Below are 23,093 nucleotides of genomic sequence, written 5' to 3' on the forward strand. Positions count from 1 at the left end.
ATGGCACTAATTTCATCCAATTTAAGACATCTGAGAAATGCCCGAAAACTGAGTCAGCAAGAGCTGGCAGACATGATGGGCATAGGAAGGACCACTATTGCAAACATAGAATCCAACCTCGCAAATCCGGGGCATAAGACTCTTTTGGAAATTGTCAAAATTTTTGACATTTCTATTGACGACCTGTTAAATGTGGATCTTTCTCAACTTATAGTACCTGTCGCAACTCAGGAGGAAGAGAAATCATCGGGCGGAATCGTGTATCGTCCGATAGTTGTTACTGTTGATTCGGCAGGAGATGAAAATATTGTGATGGTGGATACAAAAGCGGCAGCCGGATATCCAACCAGATATCTGGAACCGGAATTTTATAAAGAGCTACCTGCTTTTAAATTACCTGGATCTGATTATAGGAACGGTACTTTCCGCTGTTTTCAGATAGAAGGTGACAGTATGCAGGAATCCATTCAGCATGGCGATTATGTGATCGGTCGTTTTTGTGATAATCATTTTAAGGATGTTCGTGATGGATATATACATGTAGTAGTTACCAATGATACTGTTCTGGTGAAACGCCTGGTAAATAAGGCCGAAACAGAACATAAAATGTATCTCATCAGCGATAATGAAGCATATCCCGAACAAGCTTTGGATATAGATGAAATAAAAGAAATTTGGTTTGTAAAGAGCAAACTTTCCTCCTATATGCCTGTAAAAAAGAATGATCTCGATAAGGTTATCGGAGATCTTACCATGCAGGTGCATTTGCTGAAGAGCCGCCTCGACCATATCGAAAGGAATTAACCCTGCTCTGCCTTCTTACACTTTATGTGTTGGTTCAAGTGATTGGAATAAATATTTGGTTATATAGTATTCATCATGAACTGGAGAAGGCAGGGTTGGTTAAACCTTTATCTGCACCATGAATTTGCTAAAATTCGAGAGAAATTAGGACATTGTCCAAATTTGTTTTTTTGTGATCAAATCTGCTTAATCAATCTTTTTGCAATTTTGCAACATGTTCAGCACCTTTTCAGCACCCGTTAAAGTAAACTCCACCATTACAGTTGGAGAAAAAAAACCATTGTTAATAGCAGGCCCTTGTGTGATAGAAAGCCTCGAGTTGTGTTTGATGGTTGCAGAAAAAATGAAAACTGTATGTGAAAAATTGGGTTATAATTATGTTTTTAAAGCCTCTTTCGATAAAGCGAACAGAACTGCTGGAACCTCGTTTCGCGGCGATGGGCTTGAACATGGATTAAAGGTTTTGCAAAAAGTAAAGGAAAAACTTGATGTTCCGATATTAACAGACATTCATCTTCCTGAACATGCATCAATTGTGTCAGAAGTTGCAGATGTGCTTCAAATTCCGGCATTTTTATGTCGACAAACGGATCTTTTAATTGCTGCAGGAAAAACCGGAAAGACCGTAAATGTTAAAAAAGGACAATTTATGGCTCCCGAGGATATGCAATATGCCGTTGAAAAAATTGCATCTGTATTAAATAATAATGTTCTTCTTACAGAACGTGGTTCCAGCTTTGGATATCACAATTTGGTGGTGGATATGCGCTCGCTTCCTATTATGCGGCAATTTGCTCCCGTAATTTTTGATGTAACGCATAGTGTTCAAATGCCAGGGGCTGAAGCCGGCAAAAGCGGTGGAAAAAGGGAATTTGCTCCCTTTTTGGCAAAAGCAGCTGCTGCAGTTGGTGTTGATGGCTTTTTTATTGAAACGCATCCCGATCCGGAAAAAGCCCTTAGTGATGGTCCTAATATGATTCCTCTTCATGAGATGGAAAAACTGCTTTATACCCTATTACAAATCCGAAACATCGATTGAACTTCCGATAATTTTAAAAAGAGCCCCAAAAATTTGGTTAAAATTTTTGAATGAGTAAATTTGTTACTCATTCACAGCGGTGCTCGATTCGTTAATTACATCAAAAACACGCTTAAGACTATTGTTGCGGTTTTTTTCCAATACAAAGTCTTCCGCTCATCTGCGCGGGTTAGCGAAGGAAATGAATGAATCCACTAATTCCATTCGATTAGAATTGAACAAACTTTCTAAGGCGGGTTTCCTGCTTTCTCATGAAGAAGGAAAAACAATTCAATATCAGGCAAATGAAAAACATCCGCTCTTTCCGGAGGTGAGTAGTTTGGTGCGCAAATATTTGGGCCTGGATAAAGTAGTGGAAAATATTGTAAATCAAATAGGAGAAATTAAATACGCATTTATTATTGGAGATTACGCCGATGGTAAAGATACCGGGACGATCAATTTGGTAATTGTTGGCGCAGTGGATTCTGCTAAATTAAAATATTGGGTGCATAAAACAGAAACAATAATTAGCAGAAAGGTACAGACAGATATTTTGAATGATGAAAGTTTTGTTACCTGGAAATTAAATGGAAATTTAAATAGTGCGATCGTGTTGTGGACCAACAACCCGACCGAATAAATTATATAAAATAACTACCTGCTCAACACACGTATGTGACTGAGGAGGCGAAGCTGTAAGAAAATATGTTCACATTTAATTATAATAAACCGCTGGTAGTTGCAGAAATTGGCTGCAATCATTTAGGTGATTTTGAAATAGCTAAAGAATTAATTCGACTGGCAAAAGAATGTGGTGCCGATTATGCGAAATTTCAGAAAAGAAATCCGAAAGAACTTTTAGGTGAGGATCAATTTAATGCTCCGCATCCGGAACCATGGCAAAGTTATGGGGAAAGTTATGGTAAACACCGTGAGTTTCTTGAATTCAATATTCAGCAACATGCACAACTTAAAAAATATGCTGAAGAAATCGGAATTCAATATGCTGTTTCCGTTTGGGATGTAACAAGTGCAAATGAAATAATATCAATTAATCCCGAATTTATTAAAATACCGTCTGCATGCAATAATAATTTTGCACTTTTAAAACTAATTCGGGATAATTATAAGGGCGATATACATATTTCCGTGGGAATGACCACCTCTGATGAAATTGAAAAAATAATTATATTTTTTGAAGAAAATAATAATGCAAAGAACAGAATCGTGTTATATAGTTGTACAAGCGGCTATCCCATAACTTTTAAAGAAATATGTTTGTTGGAAATAAATAAACTCTATGAAAAATACGATACAAGGGTAAAGGAAATAGGGTTTAGTGGTCATCACTTAGGTATTGCAGCAGATATAGCTGCCTACACGCTTGGAGCAAGATGGATAGAAAGGCATTTTACAAAAGACAGAACCTGGAAAGGAACTGATCATGCGGCAAGTTTGGAAGTACCGGGGTTGCAGAAATTGGTTCGGGATCTTGAACATGTACATGAAGCCTTGATATATAAAGAAAAAGAAATTTTAGATATTGAATTACCACAAAGAAATAAATTAAAAAAATCAAACTAAATGAAAATACTGGCAATTATCCCGGCTCGTAGCGGAAGTAAAGGACTTCCGGGAAAAAACATCAAACCACTTCTGCAACATCCGCTTTTAGCATATAGCATTTTGGCAGCACAACAAAGCAAATTGATAAACCGAATTACAGTAAATACGGATAGTGATCAAATTGCTGAAATTGCTAAACAATACAATGCAGAAATTCCATTTATGCGACCTGCAGAACTAGCACAGGATCTATCCACCGATCTGGATGTTTTTAAACATCAACTGGAATGGATGAAAAATACAGAAGGATATGTTCCGGATATTGTAGTTCAGCTTCGCCCCACTTCACCGGTGCGTTTTGCAAATTGGATAGATGAGGCAATAGAAAAATTAATATCAAGTGATGCTGATTCCATAAGAGTAGTTACAGAATCCCCACTCACACCTTTTAAAATGTGGCTTATTAATAATAATAATGACGGAGCTATGGAGCCACTGGTATCAGTAAAAAATATTATTGAGCCCTATAACCAGCCACGACAAAGTTTACCGATTGTATACTGGCAAATAGGAACACTGGATGTTATAAAAACTAAAACAATTTTAGAAGGAGGTTCTATGAGTGGAAAAAAAATACTTTCATACATAGTTGATAAAAAATATGCGATAGATATTGATGATGTTGCGAGTTTTTATAAAGCGGAGGAGTTGATCCAATATAACGAATGCATAAAGTTTGATGAATAAAGAATCACTCATTTTAATTATAGGTGCGGGATCTATAGGTGAAAGGCATATCCGTAACCTATGGCAGTTTGGATATCGCAATATGATTGTATTCCGTCAGAGAAATTTACCATTTCGGGAAATTGGTGAGGCCCAGGTTACTGTTTCGTTAAATTGGGAGGAGGTAATAAACAAAAAACCTTTTGCAGCATTTATTTGCACACCCACTTCTCAGCATTTGGAACAGGTAAAAAATTGTCTGCAAAATAACATGCACGTATTTGTGGAAAAACCACTTTCGCACAATTTAGAAAATATAGAAGAACTTAAATCGATCGCTTCAAATTCCATTAAATTATTACAAATAGGATTTATGATGCGATTTCATCCACTGATCCTTAAAGTAAAAAATTATATCGAAGATAAAACGTTTGGAAATTTAATTTCTACCGCTTCACATTGGGGAAGTTATTTGCCAGACTGGCATCCATGGGAAAATTACAAGGAATCGTATGCAGCAAATAAATCACTAGGAGGCGGAGTAGCACTAACTTTGTGTCACGATATTGATGTTGCCATTTGGTTATCAGGGAGTGCGGTCAAAAAATTTGAAACCATCAAATCTCATTCAAACGAGTTGGATATTAATGCCGAATCGGTTGCTGATATCAAAATTAATTTTGAAAGTGGTGTTATCTCAAATATTCATTTAAATTACCTCGACAATCCACCAATCAGAAAATATACCTGGCAATTTGAGAATGCCAATCTCGAACTAGATTATTTTGCAAATCGATTGTCGATCAACCCTGAGCAAAACATAGGTGCTGTTCAGGAAATTAAACTCGAATCTTTCGATAGAAACCAGATGTTTTTGGCTGAGATTAACAGCTTTTTTAATAATATTGAGATTAAAAATAACAATACTCAGTATTCTCTAAATCAAATCATCGAATCCGAATTATTAATATCAATTTGTAATTATGCCGACTAATTATACTTGTATGATCTGTGGGACTACTAATTTCAGTATTCCATATGCTAATGATTTTAGCGTAATTGAATGTAAAAAGTGCAGATATGGAATAATTGACCCTGTACCTTCATCAGAAGAACTTGATAGGTTATATAACAGTCCGCAATATTTTAGCACCCATATGCACACGAATTATGAGGAACTAAATGAACAAAAATTAGAGGAGGCAATTCAAAAAGAAGGTATCTTTCATTTTCACTACTTAAATAAAATATTAAAACAAAGTTCATCTGTTTTAGAAATTGGTCCAGGTTATGGTTTACAATTAAAACATTTAGCCAATGCGGGATACAAAGTAAAAGGATTAGAAACTTCCGCTAATGCAGCTGCCTTTATTAAAAATAAATTAGGACTGGCAGTGGAACATTCAAGTCTGGAAAATAGTGAGGATAAAAATATGTATGATGTGCTGATGATGAATCATGTTCTGGAACACTTTACAGATATACAGCATGCGATGCAAAAAGTAAAAACATTACTTAAACCCGGAGGACATTTATATTTAAGGGTTCCCAATCATGATAGTTTCGACAGGCGTAAAATGGGAAATAAATGGCCGGCGTATCTACCATTTCATATCTCTTATTTTTCGAAAAAGAGTCTCAAAATTCTATTAGCAAAACAAAATTTTGAGATCATAAACATTGAGGAGTACATTTCGGATGAATTTTTAAAAAATATACCAATTTATATAAAAAAACCCCTAAAACTTTTAATGTTCATTCTTGGAATTTCACCGTTTTTAAACGGTCGCACTATCACTATAATCGCAAAAAAACATGCATAATATCACAATTGAAAATAAAGTAGTATTAATTACCGGCGCTTTCGGTTTAATAGGGAAAACAATTTCAATAAATTTTTTACACCAAGGCGCAAAAGTAATTTTGGCGGATATAGATCAAACCAAAGCGGAATACATCTCTGAGGAACTAAAAACACTCAACCCCCTAAATTATTTAATAATACCCTTAGATATTACTAACGAAAATAGTTGTGAAAAAGCTCTTGAGGAATCAGTCAAAAAATTTGGTAAAATTGATGTATTAATAAATAATGCGGCGTTAGATGCCAAGTTTGATAAACAAAATATTTCGGAGATCAACCACTCACGTTTTGAAAACTATCCACTTGAGTTATTTAAAAAATCAGTGGATGTAAATATTACGGGGACTGTTTTAGTAACACAAGTGATGATCAGACAAATGTTAAAACAGGGCTATGGAAACATAATTAATGTGGCATCAACATATTCTTTGGTTTCCCCCAACCAGAAATTATACGATTTTGGAGATGGAGCAATCCAGTATAAACCGGTGGATTACATCGTAACAAAATCTTTTATTCCAAATTTCACCAAATATCTGGCAACATTTTATGCCGCTGATAAAATCAGATGTAATGCAATAGCACCTCATGGCATTTTTAATGATCACGATGAAAAGTTTTTACAAAATTTTGCTGCTTTATCACCAATTGGAAGAATGGCTGATAAGAAGGAGATGACAGGGCCTTTCACATTTCTGGCATCGGACGCATCGAGTTATATGACAGGAACAACTTTGGTTGTAGATGGAGGTTGGACAGCATGGTGAATTTATTTTAAAAATATCTTTTAAAAATTAACGGGAAAATATGACAACTAAAATTAAATTATTTTTAACTGATGTAGATGGTGTTATGACTGATGCCGGAATGTACTATACGGAGAGTGGTGATGAATTTAAAAAATTTAACACTCATGATGGGATGGCGTTTAATTTACTTAGAGAAGCTGGAATAAAAACCGGAATGATCACAACGGAAACTACAACAATTGTAGAACGAAGAGCAAAAAAACTAAAAGTGGATTATTTATATCAGGGAGCCGGGTTCACAGGAAAACTTCAGGCTGCAAGCGAGATCTGTGAAAAGGAGAATATTTCGTTAATGGAAGTTGCTTACATAGGTGATGATATAAATTGTATTGAATTATTACAAGCAGTTGGCTTAGCGGCTTGTCCTTCAAACTCTACATTTAAGGTAAAGGCAATTAAAGGTATCATACATTTAAAAAAGTCGGGTGGTGATGGTGCTATAAGGGAATTTGTAGATGAATATATCCTAAACGAATAAATTATTTGAAATTGCCTCTAAAATTTTTCCGGTATTGGAGCCTATAACTAATAAATAAACAGAAAAATTTAAATGTTGGATTGGAAGTTGGCATCGAAAAACATTTTGAGTAACTATGGAATGTTCATAGCTAAAATGTTTGTGGGTTTACTTGCATTGCCAATTTGCCTCAATGCCTTTGGAGTTGAGATTTATGGATTGTATCTTATTTGTTTTGGTTTATCATCGTCAATGGCAACATTTGATTTTGGAGGTTCTAAATCCGTATTCAGATATGTGGTGGAACACAACAGCGATAAAAACGAAACTAAATTTACAGAGGCTTTGAGCGTGGGTATTACTTTTAATATTCTGTCTTCTTTTTTAATTACTGTGGCCCTTTTGTTGCTTGGATATTATAGCAATAACTTATTTAGTTTAACAAAGGCAACAGAATCCATAAGTTTTCCGCTTTTTGCATTGGCGGCAATTAATTCTGCGATATTAACTTTTGGGACAATACCAGTAAATATATTAAATGGCAACAACAATTTTCACAGTAGAAATCTGGTTCAAATTATCCCATTGTCAGCAACATTAATATTACTTACCTATCTTTCTTTTAATAAAGGTTTTTCAGTGATTAATTTTTCCTTATTGATGGTTTGTATCTCTACCCTTTCTCTGGCTCTGGACCTTTTACTTGTAAGGAGAAAAAAACTGTTACAAGGTATTCCGATCAAATTAAAATTAAACAACACAATATTCAGATCTACGAACATCGTTTACAATTATCGTTTGTTTCTTTTATCTCTTGTGGGGTTTCTAGCTATTCAGGCTGACAGACTAATAATCGCCTCTTTTTTTAGTGTGGCATCTGTTGCAATTTATGCAATAATTACAAAACCCTATTTTTTACTAAAGGGTTTATTGGCTACAAGTTATCCGGTGATACAACCACAGTTATCAAAATATAATATGCAGCAAAATAGAGAAGACTTTAATGATTTTACCTCAAGGCTCATAAGAAGCAGTTTTGTGTTGTTTTTATCAGGAATTTCATTTATTAGCATATTTTTTGAGGAAGCATTATGGATATGGCTGAGATCGGCCGACTATAACAACCATACCGTTTGGGGAGTTTTAATGTTATTAGGCCTGGGAATAACAGTATTATATAGTCCATTTTATAGAACACTTTTCTATACTGATAAAGTTAAAAATATACTTAATTTTTCTTTTATCTCCGTATCCATTAACCTTTTAATCAGTATTATACTTACTTCATACATTGGGTTTCAAGGGGTAATTATTGGAACCACTACTCAAATTATTTTGGAATTTTTTTATTTCAATCATCTTGCAAAAAACGAATTAGCTGTAAACCTAAAAATGATATATACAAAAAGGTTAGTTGTCGCAACCTTAAGTATAATTCTATTTTCCATAATCATATATATTCTTAAAATGTGGTACGGTGGATCACACTTTGTCTTAACGTTGATTGCATTATTTACCATTTGCATGTTAGCGACAATAATATTTTATTTCCTTCGTGTTGAAAAAATTCATTTGCTTTTTCAGAGAAAAAAAGAAATTTCCTTTCAATAAATAATTCGTTCAGGTGAGAATTGGTTTTATGTTATCGTTTTTTGACTTTAGAAATGACATCCGTCGTGTGATCGTTGAAATGAGTAAACTCTGTGAGGTTGTGGTCTTTATTCGAAAAGAACAGGTTGAAACAGTAAAAAAACATCTTCCAGAAAATATTGAATACCGATTAATAGCTGAACGAAATAATGACATTTTAAACAGTTTTCTCGAAAAGATCTTTCTTCTTTTCAGGAAGATCCCCAAAACGAAAATGAATTATTATTTGATGGAGGAATTTAAAATCGGTAATATTGAAGATGCAAAAAAACAAAATAAAGCGTATGCATTACTAAAGCTCCATAGAATTCTGCCTCATATTTTTAGTTACGATCAATATTTAAAAATTATTCGTTCATCTAAAAAAACTGAAATCTCTGACATTGATACATTTCTTTGTTTGACTGAGATATATGACGATCATTTATTTTCCAGGTTAATAAAAGAACGAAAGAAGGTATTTGTTTATGTGTATAGCTGGGATCACGCATGCAAACACACCAGGTTTTCAAAGAAAGTAAATTATCTTGTATGGAATGAAGGAATAAAAGCAGATCTGGCAAACATTCAACAAATTGACAGTACTCTTATTCAGGTGGTAGGTGCAACACAATTAGGGTACTTAGAGGAGTTCAAAAATTCACCATTACAGGTCAATAATAAAACTCCCTATTATTATTTCGGTTGTGGTATAGGAATATCTTCATTAGTGGAAAAAGAAATTGATGTTATACAAAAGTTAAGTGAAATTTTATCTCATACTAAAAATGGAAGCAAATTGATCGTGCGACCTTACCCCAACAATAAAAATTGGACAAAATATAAAAGGTTACTTCAAAACGAAAATATCGTTTTAGATGATTCCTACAAACAAAACGACTTATCTATTTCTGAGGCCGATATTCAATATAAATTTCACACCATTTCGGATGCAAAGGGTTTTTTCCACCTGGGCACAACACTTGGACTCGAAGCTTGTTTTTTGAATTGCCCGTCGTTTATTATTAATACAGTTCCGGATGATGGGAATCGTGTAAATATATTCAATTTTGTAAACCAATATCAAAATAAAAAATATCTTATAAACGCAAGCGAACTAAATACAATTAATTCCGAATCGCAATTGGAAGATATTTTTGAAAATATTCAAGATCCAAACTATATGAAATTAAACTATAAGATAAGATCGGGATTTCCTATTAAGTCTTTTGAACAAATAAGTAAAGACATTTTCAACATCATGAAATGAACAAAATAAAACATGTTTTATATGCATTTTATTTATATTTTATAAATAGGTGGATATCCTATCTTCCGTTCCATGTAATAAGAAATCTTTTTTACCGTGGTTTATTCAAAAAAATTGGAAAGCAGAATTCATTCCTTATGGGATTTGAAGTTCGGATGCCCTCTAATATTGAGATTGGAAATAATAATGTATTTAATAAAGATGTATTCCTCGATGGTAGAGGAGGAAAAATAATTATTGGAAATAATGTTGACATTGCGCAACAAACAAATATCTGGACTTTAGATCACGAAGTAAACAGCATTAACCATACAACCATAGGCAGAAATACTATCATTGAAGACCACGTTTGGATCGGCAGCAGAGCAACAATTCTTCCTGGCGTAACAATTGGCAAAGGTGCAGTGATCGGTTCCTGTGCTCTAGTAACTAAAGATGTGCCGCCAATGACAATTGTTGGCGGAGTTCCTGCTAAGGTTATTGGCATGAGAACCAACGAGCCTAACTATAAATTATTATACAGGCCCTGGTTCCGATGAGTGCTATGGAAATGAATAAAAAAATTAAAATAGTTTGTTTACCTGTGGCCGGAGAGGCAGACCCTACTCAACTTTTAATGATAGAAGGCCTCAATGAAAATGCAAATATTCATGCTTTTAATGGTGTAAATGACAGGTTTTTTGGAATAATACTATCTGCTATTAAATATCGTCCGGATTTTATTCATTTCGATTGGATTGAATCCTATTATATCAGGAGGAACAAGATTTTTTCATACTTAAATTTACCATCCTTTTTTCTACAGATATTTATCTGTAAATATTTATTGCGAATTAAACTAGCCTGGACAATTCATAATATTTTACCACATGATAGAAGTAATATCCGCTTTAAACAATTTGTTCTGAGATCGTTTGGTCAAGTAGTAAATTTTATACGAGTTTTATCGCCTGAAAGTGTAGAATATTTTGTTTCCAAATTTAACATCACCAAAGAAAAAGTGTATTTTATAGGATTTGGGGATTATATAAATTACTATCCTAATGACATATCAAAGGCTGATGCCAGAAGACTTTTAGGCATACCTGAAAATATTAAAGTATTACTAACACTTGGTTCCATAAAAAAATACAAAGGCATTCCCGGGTATTTACGAAAAATGCAGGAAATAAAGAATGATGATATTCTAATAATAATTGCAGGGAAATGCATTGACCCAAATCTGGAAATGAAAATAAGAGCAATTAAGGATGACCGCATTCAATTTATTAATTCCTTTATAAACAGAGAGGACCTTCAAAACTATTACAACGCTGCTGATCTCATTATACTTCCATTTCTTGATATTGAAAACTCGGGTTCTGTTGTAATGGCAATGGGATTTAAAAAAGCTATAGTTGCGCCAAGGTCAAATGTTTTAAATGATAGATTAAAATTTCAAAAAGAGCTATTATTTACACCGGAAACATTTACAACAATAGTGGATTACGCAATCAAAACACCCTCGGAGGTGTTATATGGCTATGGTGAAAATAATTATAAACAGCTAAAAGAATATTCATGGGCAAATTTTGGTTCGCTCTTTTTATGGTTCACAAACAAAAATGGCCCGAACGCTGGGAACCAAAATTAATTGTATCAAAATAGTAAAATGTCACAAATACCAAAACCTCCTTTAATAATATTTATAACAAGTGTATTCGATGATCCGAAAACCGGGCCAGCCACTTTTGCCCGGCTTTTACATAAATTTTTCAAACAAGATGGGATCAATTTTAAGATCATAACATCCGATTGTAAAAATCCGGACCAAAATATAATTACAGTAAAAAAAACCTATATCAAATCCTTTGTATATTACAGATTATGGAAAAAAGCTAAAAATGTTATAAAACAATACCCTGAAAATCATATAATCATTCATTTTAATAATGCCTTCCCCTATCTCTATTTTGGAAAAATCGGCGATACTACTATCACACAGGTTAACGATTATTATACAGCTTCCTCTGATCTTTATCGCATTAATCAAATTAATTTAAAAGGATATATAAGACATTTTCTGCGAAATTTTACAGAATCACATTCCTTAAACAAGGCAGATAAAATAATATTTAATAGCAATTTTACGAAAAATTTTTTAGTGCAAAAATACCAACTTAATCAGGAGAAATGTATTGTGATCTATAAGAGTATTGACCCCTCCGGATTTAATGTTAGAAGCACACATCAAAAGTCAGGCACAATTTTATTTGTAGGAAATAATTATTATCTAAAAGGCCTCGACCTATTGCTGGAAGCCGCATCTCAATTAAAAGAAGTTACCACAATTTTTGTTGCAGGACCCTCAAAGCTTGATAAAAAGTTAAATATTCGAATATCCAAACTTCCCAAAAAGATACAGATAATAATATTGGGATCCTTGCAACAAAATGCGTTGTTTGATGAAATGAGAAAATGTGACATTCTGGTTATTCCGGCTCGCGCAGAAGCGCTTGGAGTATCAGTTATGGAAGCATTAGCGCAAGGAATTCCGGTTATTACAAGCGGCGAAGGCGGTTTGAAAGAGGTATTGGAAGGATATCCTTCCATTTGCTCAGATCAAAACAATCTTGATCCAAGCTACCTCGCAAAGAATATAAACCTCGTTTTAAACGAATACTTTCAATACGAGCAGATATTCCTTACAAAAAGGGTTGGCGTATTAAATAAATTTACTGTTCTGAATATGATCTCTAAACTATACCTTACCTATGGTATATAAATCAAACAAATTATATATCGATATTCTATTCTATATTTTCACAATATTGCATACGCTATCATATACTACTGCAATATTATTCAACATAACTTTAGATTATGAACGTGCGGGCTTCGGATTTCTATTAATTCTGCTGTTTTATAAACATCTTGATAAAAAGGCTATTCTATTTAATATAATTCTTTTATACACCTATATAATTGCAGCATTTTTCAGTCCAAACATTAACGAACACATTTCAGATGGCTTGGGATTTTTGCTATATTTTAATGTAATATATATTTATTGGAAACATTTAAGTATTAAGTATCCTGATCATGAGACAGTATTACCTAGAATTTATATGTATTGTTCCATTCCATTTTTAATTTACTTATTACCACTGCTATTTAATCCACAATACATATCTCTTGATTTTTATACAAACCCAAGTTTAGAGCGACTTGGTTTAAAGTCCAGAACTATTGGATGGTCGGCTGCATGCAGTATTCCTTTGATATTCTATTGGGCAAGGAACGTAAGTGTGAAAAGAGTATTTTTAATTCTTCTAGGCGCTGTTTTGATAATTCTCGTAATTGGATCAGGATCCAGATCATCAATGATAGGAGTTTCTATATTTATAATAATTACCATTATAAGGTCCAATATCAAATATAAAATTTACTGGTCGTTCATCTCAATTGCATTTGCCATTTTTATTATAAGTAAATCTGCAGATCTTTCCTTAACACGCCGGGCGCAATTGCATGAAATGGGCGTATCTGATGATTCATTCAGAATGAATCTGATCAATGCCTTTTTACAACATATACCAGAAGATTTTCCACAATCACTGTATCCCGGAGGTTCAGGTTACGAAAATACGCAGGTTAGCCTAAATAAATTTTTTGAGACGCAAGGGTTTGGAACACATAATACTTATATTACCATCTTCCTGAACTTCGGAATATTATCCATTATATTCTTTAGAAAGATCCTTTCGGGATTAAAATATCTTTTCCAAAATAATTATTTATTAAATTATGTGCCCTTTCTTGTAATTTCTTTATCAGAGGATTGTTTCGGTCCTGGACAGCTACTGTTCCCATTACTAATTACTGTGATCGTAATTTCCAAAAAATGAAGCAGGTTTTGGTCATATTACCCTATGCGAATAAACATCTTGAATTGTTTATACAGTATATAAAAAAACATTATGAAGTTGATTATTTTATACATGGCAGTGCAGATAAATATCGAAAGAATATTAAAAATAATGCAATAGAAATTCATTCATTAGATTATTACTCCACTTGTAAAAATCTGTTAAACAAAAAATACGTGATTGTATTTACACATGGGATATTTTACCCATATTTATTTTTTCTCCACCTGGTTTCGCGTGCAACGATCGTAATTTTAAGTGAAGGTTTCACACAAAACTTCAATACAGGTTTAAAAGGTTTTATAAAACGTCTTCATATTAATCAGCTGTCAAGAAGGAACAATATAAATCTTTTTATGTTAGGAGATTCCAGCATAAAAAATCAATATGAACAACTGGTTCCCAACAAGATAAAATATTATACTTACGGTATGTTTCCATCTCTTAGTGTTTTACAAAACAATAAATCAACTCATCAGAACCCGGTTAAGTTCGTTTATGCCGGTCAATTTATCAAACGAAAAAATATTCAATTAATTTTAGATTCCATAACTCAAACTCCTCAATTTCAAAACGGGGAAGCTGAGTTTACCTTTATTGGTGAAGGAGAGGAATTTGATAAAATAAATTCAAATCCGAATGTCAAATTACATAATTCAGTTTCGAAGGAGAATTTGCATATAATCTTATCAAATGCTGATGTAGTAGTGTTAGTTAGCTCCTATGAAGGCTGGGGAGCTATAGTGAACGAAGCATGTTCTTGTGGTTGTGCTTTAATATTAAGCAGAGCAGTTGGTGCTGCAACATTACTTTTCGAAAATAACGTAAATGGATATTTTACCGAAACTTCCCAGGTGGCGCTGTCCAATACTTTTAAAGATATAATGCAAGATAGGAAAAAATTGAGCGAAATGAAAAAAGCTTCTGCCGATATTTTTACCAAAGTTTATGAAGAACATGATCAACAGTTAACAGATATTATTGCTCAGGCAACAAAATTCGATTTGAGCAAGTAAGTTTAAACTCAAGGCGAGATTTAATACAAAAAAAATTAAAATATTTTGAACTTAATAGAAAATGTACATGCCCGGCTTTGGTATTTAAAAAAACTGGGGTTTTCTTATGCAAGTAAAAGAATAATTTATTCCGTTAAAAAGAAGGTATTCACAAAAACATTAAATAGACATCAAATCGATGTTATACAACCAAAATCAACTGAAGCAAAAAACCAGACTGCTCAACAAAAGTTCTTTATCAGCTCTAGAAAGGACATCACGGCACCTAAAGATAAAAATGCAAAACTTAAAGCTACAGTGGAAGATATGTATAATGGAATATATCCATACTTTCAAACATCGAAATTTAAAATTAGTGAAAAGAATAAGTGGTTCTATAACCCATTATCAGAACATACTTATCCTCAAAATATACACTGGAGTAAAGTGACCGATTTTTCAGAAAAAGAAGGTGACATTAAATTTGTTTGGGAAATTTCGAGATTTTGTTATTTGTATGATATAATAAGATATGACCATCATTTTTCACTTGATTCATCTGACTTTGTTTTTGATGAAATTGCAGATTGGATCGCATGTAACTCTGCTGAAAATGGTCCAAATTATTTATCAGGACAGGAAATTGCGCTTAGAATTTTAAATTGGATATATGCGTTGCACTTTTATTCTGAGTCAGAAAGATTAAAAACTTCAATTTATAATAAAATAGTAGATAGTATTCATCAACAAGCCCAGCATATAGATCGTGAACTTCATTTTGCAAAATCATTTGTTCGAAATAATCATTTATTAAGCGAATCGCTTGCACTATTTACTGTAGGTTTAATTTTTCCCCAATTCAAGGAATCAGAAAACTGGGTAAAAAAAGGGCATGAAACTTTTTGCCATGAAATTTTATATCAATTTGATTCCAACGGCGCCTATCTGCAACATTCTTTTAATTATCAAAGGGTAGCAATCCAACTATGCACCTGGTTTATACAGTTATGCCATCTAAATAAAATAAGTGTTAGCAAAAATATAAAGGAAAGGTTATTAAGTGCAGTGGATTTTATGATGACCTTTATCGGAAACAAAAGCACGGGTGAAGTGCCCAATTTCGGAAACAATGATGGTTCACTTTTTTTCCCACTTAATAATGAAGAGCACACAAATTATTATCCTCAGCTTCAGGCAATGGCTTCTGTTTTAGGCACCGATTTAGGAGTTCAATCGTTCGAAGATGTATTTTGGTTTAATATTAACCGTGAGCACATTACAACACTTGAAAAAAAATATGGAATTTTTAATTTTGATGAAGAAGGTTATTATGTGGCATCAGAAGATAACTGTTTAACATTTTTGTGGTGTCCACGTCTTAAAAACAGACCGGCACAAGCAGATATGCTACATGTGGATATTTGGCATAATGGGGAAAATATTCTACGCGACAATGGCACATACTTATATAATACAACACCATCGTTACGCAATTATTTCTTTGGAAGCAGATCGCATAATACTATTCTGTATAATGGTGAGGACCTGATGAAAAAAGGTAAAAGATTTATTTTTTATTTTTGGCCAAAAAAGGTTGCAGCCTGTGTTAGGTCTGTTGATGATACTTTCATTTTTAGCGGCGAAATCGTCATCTATCCAAAAACCAAATCAAGGTTGTCCATTTTAAGAACTATAAAAAAGAAAAAAGATAGAATTGAATGGGAGGTAAAGGATACTTTAAAAAACTCATCAAAGAAAACATGGACCCAGATTTGGAATATTTCCGATTCCTTTTTACGTGAATTTAAAATAGTTGCCAAAGATGAAAATATGATTGCAGTTGAACCAAATATCATTTCAAGCTATACCTCCCCTGATTATGGCATTTTAAATGAAGCAAAACAAGTACACTTTTCTACAATCACAAATTCATTAACAACAGTTATTACCAAAAAGTAAAATGCACATACTACTCATACATCAATACTTTCAGGAAAACGATGATCCCGGAGGATTACGCTGGAATGAGATGACCAGAATGTGGGCGAAGGAGGGACATAAAATTACTGTAGTAGCAGGAATGACACATTATACAAAAGGAATTCGCAATCCAAAATATGGTAAAAAGTATGTTTTTGAAGATGCATTTGCTGACAACATAAAGGTGATCAGAACACATGTTTCTGATTCCTACAACAATAATTTCAGGGGTCGACTTAGAGCCTACTTTTCATTTGTTTTATCCGGAATTTTCGGAGGGTTATTTAAAGCCCGCGAGAAATATGACCTCATTCTGGTTAGTTCACCGCCTTTATCTGTTGGATTTATTGCAATAGTATTATCATTTTTTAAAAGAATTCCCATAATTTTCGAGGTTCGTGATTTATGGCCTGAATCAGCCATAGAGACAGGGATCATAAAAAATAAATTTATGATATGGCTTTCCTATAAACTGGAGAGATATATTTATAAGAAAGCGAAGTTAATTAATGTTGTAACTCCCGCAATGAAAGATGTGCTTATAAAACAAAAAAACATTTCCCCTGAAAAAATTATTTGTATTCCAAATGCTGCTGATTTCGATATTGCAGATTCATTACATAAAAATTTTGACAGAACGGAATTTAGAAAAAAAATGGGTATAGTTGATAAATTGGCACTCTGTTATGTTGGTGCGCATGGATTTGCCAATCACCTGATACAGTTAATCGAAGCTGCCGAATTACTTAAAACAGAACCCGTTGTCTTTATTTTAATTGGGGATGGGATGCAGAAAAAAATGCTGATAGAAGAATCAAACAAAAGAAATCTGAACAATATACTTTTTATTGATTCAGTAACGAAGGAAGATGCTTTAAGGTATATTTTATCGTCGGATATTGGAATATCTGTTTTGAAAAAAATAGACATATTTAAAACAGTATATTCTAATAAAACTTTTGATTATATGGCTTGTAAAAAACCAATATTAATGGCAATTGATGGCATTTCGAAAGAATTGGTCGAAGTATCAGACGCCGGAACATTTGTTGTACCAGAAGACCCGACTGACTTTGCAAATAAGGTGAAATATTATTTGCAAAACAAATCTTTAATTAGTGAACAGGGTGAAAGAGGCTATTCCTATGCTAAGATTCACTTTGACCGAAAAACTTTGGCATTGGGTTATTTAAAATTGATAGAACAATTATTGCATAAAGAAGGCTCAAAAAAAGATTTTAAACCAAAAAATCCGGCAGCAAAAAATGTACAATAAATTTCTTAAACGCTGGTTGGATATCTGGTTTTCATTGTTACTTATCATTCTCTTTTTCCCCCTGTTTATTCTGGTTTCCATAATATGTATTGTTTCATTTAAAGGTCGAATATTATTCAAACAACAAAGAGTGGGAAAGGACGAGAAGATCTTTACAATATATAAATTCATAACAATGAAACCGCTAACAAATTTCAACTCAAAAGATAGTGATAGATTAACTCCGGCAGGACGTTTTCTTAGACGCAGCTCGCTGGATGAATTGCCTCAATTGTTTAACATTCTAAAGGGCGACATGAGCCTTATCGGGCCACGACCCTTACTAATTAAATATCTTCCATATTATTATGACCATGAAAAAATAAGACATCATATCCGACCCGGACTTACGGGATTAGCGCAGGTAAACGGACGCAATAATGCTTCATGGGACGAAAGATTAAGTTATGACTGTAAATATGTGAAAAATTTATCATTTACAATGGATGTTTCTATTTTTTTCAAAACAATAATACAAATTTTTAAGGCCGAAAATATCCAGGCAGATCCGCGGGATCAAAGAGCAGATTTGGATGAAGAAAGAAAACAGTCGGGTTTTATAACTACACCAGATAAATAAATTGACTTTTAAACACATCGTAAATCATCAATATCATATTAAATAAACTTTCACTTTCTTATATTTACATTTCAAAAATCGGCACTTTAACTCAAGTATGAAATGAATAAAAGGGATTTATGAAAAAAACACAATCTGTAATTATTATTGGTGCATCAGAACATGCCAAAGTAATAGTGGATATATTTGAGAAAGAAGGACACACCAATATAGTAGGCTTTGTAGATTCCAATAAACAAATTGGATCTGAACATGCCGGTTACCCAATTCTAGGTAATGAAGAAATTATTTCAGAACTCCTGAATAAATATCCGGGTTGCAAGCTATTTATAGCAATAGGTGACAACTGGACACGGAAACAGGTCAAAGATAAAATTGACACTTTGGTTCCCAAGACAGAATATATATCTGCCATTCATCCCTCTGCAATCATTGGAAAAAATGTTGTGATCGGAAACGGTGTAGCAATAATGGCTGGAGCAATTATAAATCCCTATTCACAAATTGACAGTTTTAGCATAATTAACACCAGGTCAAGTGTAGATCATGATTGTATTATAGGGAAGTTTTCAAGCCTGGCACCCGGTGTAACATTAGGAGGAAATGTGAAGATCGGAGAATACACCGCGATATCAATTGGAGCAATTATAACACATGGAACTAACATTGGCGATCAGGTTATAATAGGCGCAGGTGCTTTATTATTAAATGATTGTGAAGACAATGCCGTAATGTATGGAACTCCTGCAAAAAAAATTAAAATGCGTGAGGCTGGAGAAAAATATCTTTAATAATTTCTTGAGCTGTTATTAAAAATCCAAATACAAGAATGCAACTAACATATGCGAAAAAATAGAATTTATTTATCCCCTCCTCATATGTCGGAGTATGAAATTAAATATGTTCAGGATGCTTTTGCGAGTAATTGGATAGCACCGCTTGGTCCTTATGTAGATCGATTTGAAAAAGAAATTATAGGATATTTAGGAAGTGGAAATTGTGCAGCCTTAAATTCGGGAACATCTGCCATTCATTTGGCATTAATATTAAGCGGAGTGGAAGCCGGAGATTATGTAATTTGTCCGACCTTCACTTTTTCTGCCACCGCAAATCCCATTTTATATCAAAAAGCTATACCCGTTTTTGTGGATAGTGAAATGGAAACATGGAATATGGATCCTGTACTTTTGCGCAAGGCTATAGAATTTTGTATAAACAAAAATAAAAAACCAAAAGCGATCATAATAGTTCATTTATATGGTATGCCTTGTAAATTGAAGGAGCTTTTAGAAATTGCCGAAGAATATGAAATTCCTGTAATTGAGGATGCAGCGGAATCTTTAGGATCAAAATATAATAGTAAACATACCGGCACATTTGGCAAATTCGGCGTTTTGTCCTTTAACGGAAATAAGATAATTACCACTTCGGGAGGTGGTGCACTGTTTTCAGAGGATAGGACTGCAATTGAGAAAGCACGTTTTCTAGCAACGCAATCGCGAGATAAAGCATTGCACTATCAGCATTCTGAAATTGGATACAATTATAGGTTGAGTAATATATGTGCTGCTATTGGGTGTGGACAGATGGAAGTACTTTCAACACGTATTCAGCAACGAAGAAAAAATTTTGAACTCTATAGTAAATTACTTTCAGAAATTCCCGGAATAAAATTTTTACAGGAATCAAAAAATAATTTCAGCAACAGATGGCTTACCACAATTACAGTAGATCAGGCAATTACAGGCACAAATTGTATGGAAATTATTTCAACACTCGAAAAAGAAAATATTGAGTGTAGGCCACTTTGGAAACCTCTGCATCTTCAACCCATTTTCTCCTCCTTTCCTTCCTTTAATAATGGCATTTCTGAGGCGCTTTTCAACTCTGGTTTATGCTTGCCATCAGGCTCTTCGCTTCACCCTAACGACTTGTCGGAAATATGCGAGACGATAAAGGATTGCATTAGGACATAGTTCCTTATCAGGAAATCTCCTTCAAATCCTTTTTTAAACTGTAGTTTTCACGTACCTTTGTTAATACCCCATGTTTTTCGAATTTAAAGAATGCTTCCGGCTTGATCCGGGGAGTATTATGGCTGACAACTTAAAAAATTATATTAATAGGAAATTCGGCACCCACATTTTATCTAAATGGATCGTGCTTGGTTTTGATATTGTTATTACCATTTTTACATATGGTTTAGCCTATATTTTACGATTCAATTTTAATATTGAAATAATTTCATTTTCCGATTTTGTAAATAACACACTTGCAACAACCGCAATTTTTGCATTGTGTTTTCTCATTTTTAAATCCTATGATGGAATTATCCGTCACAGCGGGATTGCCGATGCTAAACGCCTTATTAAAGCCGGTATTACTGCCACCATAATTTGTATCTCCATTTCACTTATTAACCGAAACCTTGAAGGGGCGTTTCTAATCCTCCCTGCCTCAATAGCAATTATTCACGTTGTTTTAAATATATCGTTATTGGCCTTCAGTAGATATGTTATAAAAGTATTATTTTACCAATCGACAAAACACAATGTATCCCCAACTTCAGTAATAATTTATGGAGCCGGACGACGTGGTGTAAGTGTTTTAAATGCATTGCGCAACGACAATAGTAAAAATTATCAAATTATTGGTTTTCTGGATGATAACAATTCCAAGGTTAATAAAACAATAGAGGGTGTAAAAATTTATCCGCCAAAAAAAATAAATGAACTTATTAAAAAACATTCCGTTAAGGAATTGATAATAGGAATTCATGACCTCGAAAATGCTAAAAAAAATGAGATCGTTGATACTTGTTTGTTATATCAAATTCATGTGAAATACGTTCCGCCTGTAGATGATTGGATAAAAGGAACACTGAGGCTAGATCAACTGCGTGCAATAAAAATAGAAGACCTGCTCGGACGTGAGCAGATTCAGATAGAAAATGAAAATATTAAACTTCAAATCTCTCAAAAAAATATTTTAATTACAGGAGCAGCAGGATCAATTGGAAGTGAAATTGTAAAACAACTTATTTCCTATGCGCCAAAAAAACTTATTTTAATAGATCAGGCCGAAAGTCCATTATTCGATCTGCAAATGGAATTGTATTTCCGGCTTCGTCAACTGCCGGGAATTGAAGTTGAATATATTGTTTGTGATATTACAAATAACAGAAGAATAACTCAGCTCTTTCATCAACATAAACCTAATATAGTATTTCATGCTGCTGCCTATAAACATGTACCGTTAATGGAACTAAATCCTTTAGAGGCAGTGCATGTAAATGTATTTGGATCAAAATATCTCATCGATCTTGCAGTGCAATATCAAATAGAGAAATTCATCATGATATCTACTGATAAAGCAGTTAATCCTACTAATGTTATGGGGGCAAGTAAAAGAGCAGCTGAAATTTATGTGCAGGAAAAATCGAAGGATCTAAAATGTAAAACAGTATTTATCACAACACGATTTGGGAATGTTCTGGGATCCAATGGATCGGTAATAAATTATTTTAGAAAACAAATTGAAGCTGGCGGACCACTTACAATAACCCATCCGGAGGTTACCCGATATTTTATGACAATCTCTGAAGCATGTAAATTAGTTTTGGAAGCTGCAACTATGGGTAAAACGAGCGAAATATATTTGTTTGATATGGGTTCACCCATTAAAATAATAGACCTGGCAACTAAAATGATCCAATTAAGCGGTTTGCAACCTGAAAAAGACATCCATTTTGTATTTACCGGTTTACGTCCGGGGGAAAAATTACATGAGGAATTACTTAATAACAACGAGAATACCCTTGCCACACATCACCACAAAATAAAGATCGCATTAACCGGACATACGGATTCCAATCATGTTGATTGCTGTATGGAACAACTTTGGACGGCATTGCAAAAGAATAACATGGAAAATGCTGTTTCTATTATAAAGGATCTGATTCCGGAGTATATAAGCCAAAATTCGACATTTGAAGTGCTCGATAAACATAATGCAAGCTCAGGAATTCAAGTAACCCAATGAAATTTTACGTTCTAACACCCGAAATAGACCACAAAAGATTATATTTGTTGACCTAAATCGTTACTTAAGTTAAAATGAATAGTTCCGCCACTGAAAATTCTAAGCCCCATAGTGCATGGTTTAGGAAA

Annotated in this window: 22 protein-coding genes; all 22 read left to right on the forward strand. The window is 33.6% G+C overall.

The genetic code is table 11. The features are described from left to right. On the forward strand, window positions 1–804 hold the full coding sequence (locus IPI31_00590) for a LexA family transcriptional regulator (GenBank protein ID MBK7566302.1): 804 nt from the start codon (window positions 1–3) through the stop codon (window positions 802–804). Between the two features lie 214 nt (window positions 805–1,018). Further along, window positions 1,019–1,843, forward strand: a complete 825-nt coding sequence (kdsA, locus tag IPI31_00595) for a 3-deoxy-8-phosphooctulonate synthase (GenBank protein ID MBK7566303.1) — start codon at window positions 1,019–1,021, stop codon at window positions 1,841–1,843. Between the two features lie 79 nt (window positions 1,844–1,922). Beyond that, window positions 1,923–2,465, forward strand: coding sequence for an ArsR family transcriptional regulator (locus tag IPI31_00600; GenBank protein ID MBK7566304.1), 543 nt, complete (start codon window positions 1,923–1,925; stop codon window positions 2,463–2,465). Window positions 2,466–2,530: 65 nt separating this feature from the next. Beyond that, a complete protein-coding gene (locus IPI31_00605) occupies window positions 2,531–3,409 on the forward strand; it encodes an N-acetylneuraminate synthase family protein (protein ID MBK7566305.1) in 879 nt (292 codons plus the stop codon). Continuing rightward, entirely contained in the window at window positions 3,410–4,138 is a 729-nt protein-coding gene (locus IPI31_00610; GenBank protein ID MBK7566306.1) for an acylneuraminate cytidylyltransferase family protein, read from the forward strand. It abuts the gene before it with no gap. Next, window positions 4,131–5,111: a Gfo/Idh/MocA family oxidoreductase gene (locus tag IPI31_00615; GenBank protein ID MBK7566307.1), complete on the forward strand. Its 981-nt coding sequence runs from the start codon at window positions 4,131–4,133 to the stop codon at window positions 5,109–5,111. The genes IPI31_00610 and IPI31_00615 overlap by 8 nt, the downstream gene beginning before the upstream one ends. Beyond that, the gene (locus IPI31_00620) at window positions 5,101–5,940 is read left to right on the forward strand and encodes a class I SAM-dependent methyltransferase (protein ID MBK7566308.1); all 840 of its coding nucleotides are present in this window, start codon (window positions 5,101–5,103) and stop codon (window positions 5,938–5,940) included. Before IPI31_00615 ends, IPI31_00620 begins: the two co-directional genes overlap by 11 nt. Continuing rightward, window positions 5,933–6,748, forward strand: a complete 816-nt coding sequence (locus IPI31_00625) for an SDR family oxidoreductase (protein ID MBK7566309.1) — start codon at window positions 5,933–5,935, stop codon at window positions 6,746–6,748. Before IPI31_00620 ends, IPI31_00625 begins: the two co-directional genes overlap by 8 nt. A gap of 40 nt (window positions 6,749–6,788) precedes the next feature. Further along, entirely contained in the window at window positions 6,789–7,268 is a 480-nt protein-coding gene (locus IPI31_00630; GenBank protein MBK7566310.1) for an HAD hydrolase family protein, read from the forward strand. Window positions 7,269–7,340: 72 nt separating this feature from the next. Then, the gene (locus IPI31_00635) at window positions 7,341–8,858 is read left to right on the forward strand and encodes a hypothetical protein (GenBank protein MBK7566311.1); all 1,518 of its coding nucleotides are present in this window, start codon (window positions 7,341–7,343) and stop codon (window positions 8,856–8,858) included. Window positions 8,859–8,886: 28 nt separating this feature from the next. Continuing rightward, entirely contained in the window at window positions 8,887–10,146 is a 1,260-nt protein-coding gene (locus IPI31_00640) for a hypothetical protein (protein MBK7566312.1), read from the forward strand. Then, a complete protein-coding gene (locus IPI31_00645; protein MBK7566313.1) occupies window positions 10,143–10,685 on the forward strand; it encodes an acyltransferase in 543 nt (180 codons plus the stop codon). The genes IPI31_00640 and IPI31_00645 overlap by 4 nt, the downstream gene beginning before the upstream one ends. Before the next feature lie 11 nt (window positions 10,686–10,696). After that, window positions 10,697–11,779, forward strand: coding sequence for a glycosyltransferase (locus IPI31_00650; GenBank protein MBK7566314.1), 1,083 nt, complete (start codon window positions 10,697–10,699; stop codon window positions 11,777–11,779). 18 nt (window positions 11,780–11,797) lie between these two features. Beyond that, window positions 11,798–12,910 carry a glycosyltransferase family 4 protein gene (locus IPI31_00655; GenBank protein ID MBK7566315.1) on the forward strand — a complete coding sequence of 371 codons (1,113 nt, stop codon included), beginning with the start codon at window positions 11,798–11,800 and terminating at the stop codon, window positions 12,908–12,910. Further along, window positions 12,900–14,033 (forward strand): hypothetical protein, encoded by a 1,134-nt coding sequence (locus IPI31_00660; GenBank protein MBK7566316.1) that lies wholly within the window; start codon window positions 12,900–12,902, stop codon window positions 14,031–14,033. The genes IPI31_00655 and IPI31_00660 overlap by 11 nt, the downstream gene beginning before the upstream one ends. Next, window positions 14,030–15,070, forward strand: coding sequence for a glycosyltransferase (locus IPI31_00665; GenBank protein MBK7566317.1), 1,041 nt, complete (start codon window positions 14,030–14,032; stop codon window positions 15,068–15,070). The genes IPI31_00660 and IPI31_00665 overlap by 4 nt, the downstream gene beginning before the upstream one ends. A gap of 45 nt (window positions 15,071–15,115) precedes the next feature. After that, window positions 15,116–17,008, forward strand: a complete 1,893-nt coding sequence (locus IPI31_00670; protein ID MBK7566318.1) for a heparinase II/III family protein — start codon at window positions 15,116–15,118, stop codon at window positions 17,006–17,008. Between the two features lies 1 nt (window position 17,009). Further along, the gene (locus IPI31_00675; protein MBK7566319.1) at window positions 17,010–18,305 is read left to right on the forward strand and encodes a glycosyltransferase family 4 protein; all 1,296 of its coding nucleotides are present in this window, start codon (window positions 17,010–17,012) and stop codon (window positions 18,303–18,305) included. Beyond that, window positions 18,295–18,924 (forward strand): sugar transferase, encoded by a 630-nt coding sequence (locus IPI31_00680; GenBank protein MBK7566320.1) that lies wholly within the window; start codon window positions 18,295–18,297, stop codon window positions 18,922–18,924. The genes IPI31_00675 and IPI31_00680 overlap by 11 nt, the downstream gene beginning before the upstream one ends. Before the next feature lie 119 nt (window positions 18,925–19,043). Beyond that, entirely contained in the window at window positions 19,044–19,715 is a 672-nt protein-coding gene (locus IPI31_00685; GenBank protein ID MBK7566321.1) for an acetyltransferase, read from the forward strand. Between the two features lie 51 nt (window positions 19,716–19,766). Further along, complete coding sequence (locus IPI31_00690; GenBank protein ID MBK7566322.1) at window positions 19,767–20,900, forward strand: aminotransferase class I/II-fold pyridoxal phosphate-dependent enzyme; 1,134 nt, start codon at window positions 19,767–19,769, stop codon at window positions 20,898–20,900. A gap of 118 nt (window positions 20,901–21,018) precedes the next feature. Next, window positions 21,019–22,965, forward strand: a complete 1,947-nt coding sequence (locus IPI31_00695) for a polysaccharide biosynthesis protein (GenBank protein ID MBK7566323.1) — start codon at window positions 21,019–21,021, stop codon at window positions 22,963–22,965. Window positions 22,966–23,093 lie beyond the last annotated feature (128 nt).

This window comes from Bacteroidota bacterium, from assembly GCA_016706865.1.
GTDB lineage: Bacteria > Bacteroidota > Bacteroidia > Chitinophagales > BACL12 > UBA7236.

Coding starts and splice junctions, on each gene's coding strand:
- IPI31_00590 (MBK7566302.1), top strand. CDS start 1: ATGGCACTAATTTCATCCAATTTAAGACATCTGAGAAATGCCCGAAAA.
- kdsA (MBK7566303.1), top strand. CDS start 1,019: ATGTTCAGCACCTTTTCAGCACCCGTTAAAGTAAACTCCACCATTACA.
- IPI31_00605 (MBK7566305.1), top strand. CDS start 2,531: ATGTTCACATTTAATTATAATAAACCGCTGGTAGTTGCAGAAATTGGC.
- IPI31_00610 (MBK7566306.1), top strand. CDS start 3,410: ATGAAAATACTGGCAATTATCCCGGCTCGTAGCGGAAGTAAAGGACTT.
- IPI31_00615 (MBK7566307.1), top strand. CDS start 4,131: ATGAATAAAGAATCACTCATTTTAATTATAGGTGCGGGATCTATAGGT.
- IPI31_00620 (MBK7566308.1), top strand. CDS start 5,101: ATGCCGACTAATTATACTTGTATGATCTGTGGGACTACTAATTTCAGT.
- IPI31_00625 (MBK7566309.1), top strand. CDS start 5,933: ATGCATAATATCACAATTGAAAATAAAGTAGTATTAATTACCGGCGCT.
- IPI31_00630 (MBK7566310.1), top strand. CDS start 6,789: ATGACAACTAAAATTAAATTATTTTTAACTGATGTAGATGGTGTTATG.
- IPI31_00635 (MBK7566311.1), top strand. CDS start 7,341: ATGTTGGATTGGAAGTTGGCATCGAAAAACATTTTGAGTAACTATGGA.
- IPI31_00640 (MBK7566312.1), top strand. CDS start 8,887: ATGTTATCGTTTTTTGACTTTAGAAATGACATCCGTCGTGTGATCGTT.
- IPI31_00645 (MBK7566313.1), top strand. CDS start 10,143: ATGAACAAAATAAAACATGTTTTATATGCATTTTATTTATATTTTATA.
- IPI31_00650 (MBK7566314.1), top strand. CDS start 10,697: ATGAATAAAAAAATTAAAATAGTTTGTTTACCTGTGGCCGGAGAGGCA.
- IPI31_00655 (MBK7566315.1), top strand. CDS start 11,798: ATGTCACAAATACCAAAACCTCCTTTAATAATATTTATAACAAGTGTA.
- IPI31_00660 (MBK7566316.1), top strand. CDS start 12,900: ATGGTATATAAATCAAACAAATTATATATCGATATTCTATTCTATATT.
- IPI31_00665 (MBK7566317.1), top strand. CDS start 14,030: ATGAAGCAGGTTTTGGTCATATTACCCTATGCGAATAAACATCTTGAA.
- IPI31_00675 (MBK7566319.1), top strand. CDS start 17,010: ATGCACATACTACTCATACATCAATACTTTCAGGAAAACGATGATCCC.
- IPI31_00680 (MBK7566320.1), top strand. CDS start 18,295: ATGTACAATAAATTTCTTAAACGCTGGTTGGATATCTGGTTTTCATTG.
- IPI31_00685 (MBK7566321.1), top strand. CDS start 19,044: ATGAAAAAAACACAATCTGTAATTATTATTGGTGCATCAGAACATGCC.
- IPI31_00690 (MBK7566322.1), top strand. CDS start 19,767: ATGCGAAAAAATAGAATTTATTTATCCCCTCCTCATATGTCGGAGTAT.
- IPI31_00695 (MBK7566323.1), top strand. CDS start 21,019: ATGGCTGACAACTTAAAAAATTATATTAATAGGAAATTCGGCACCCAC.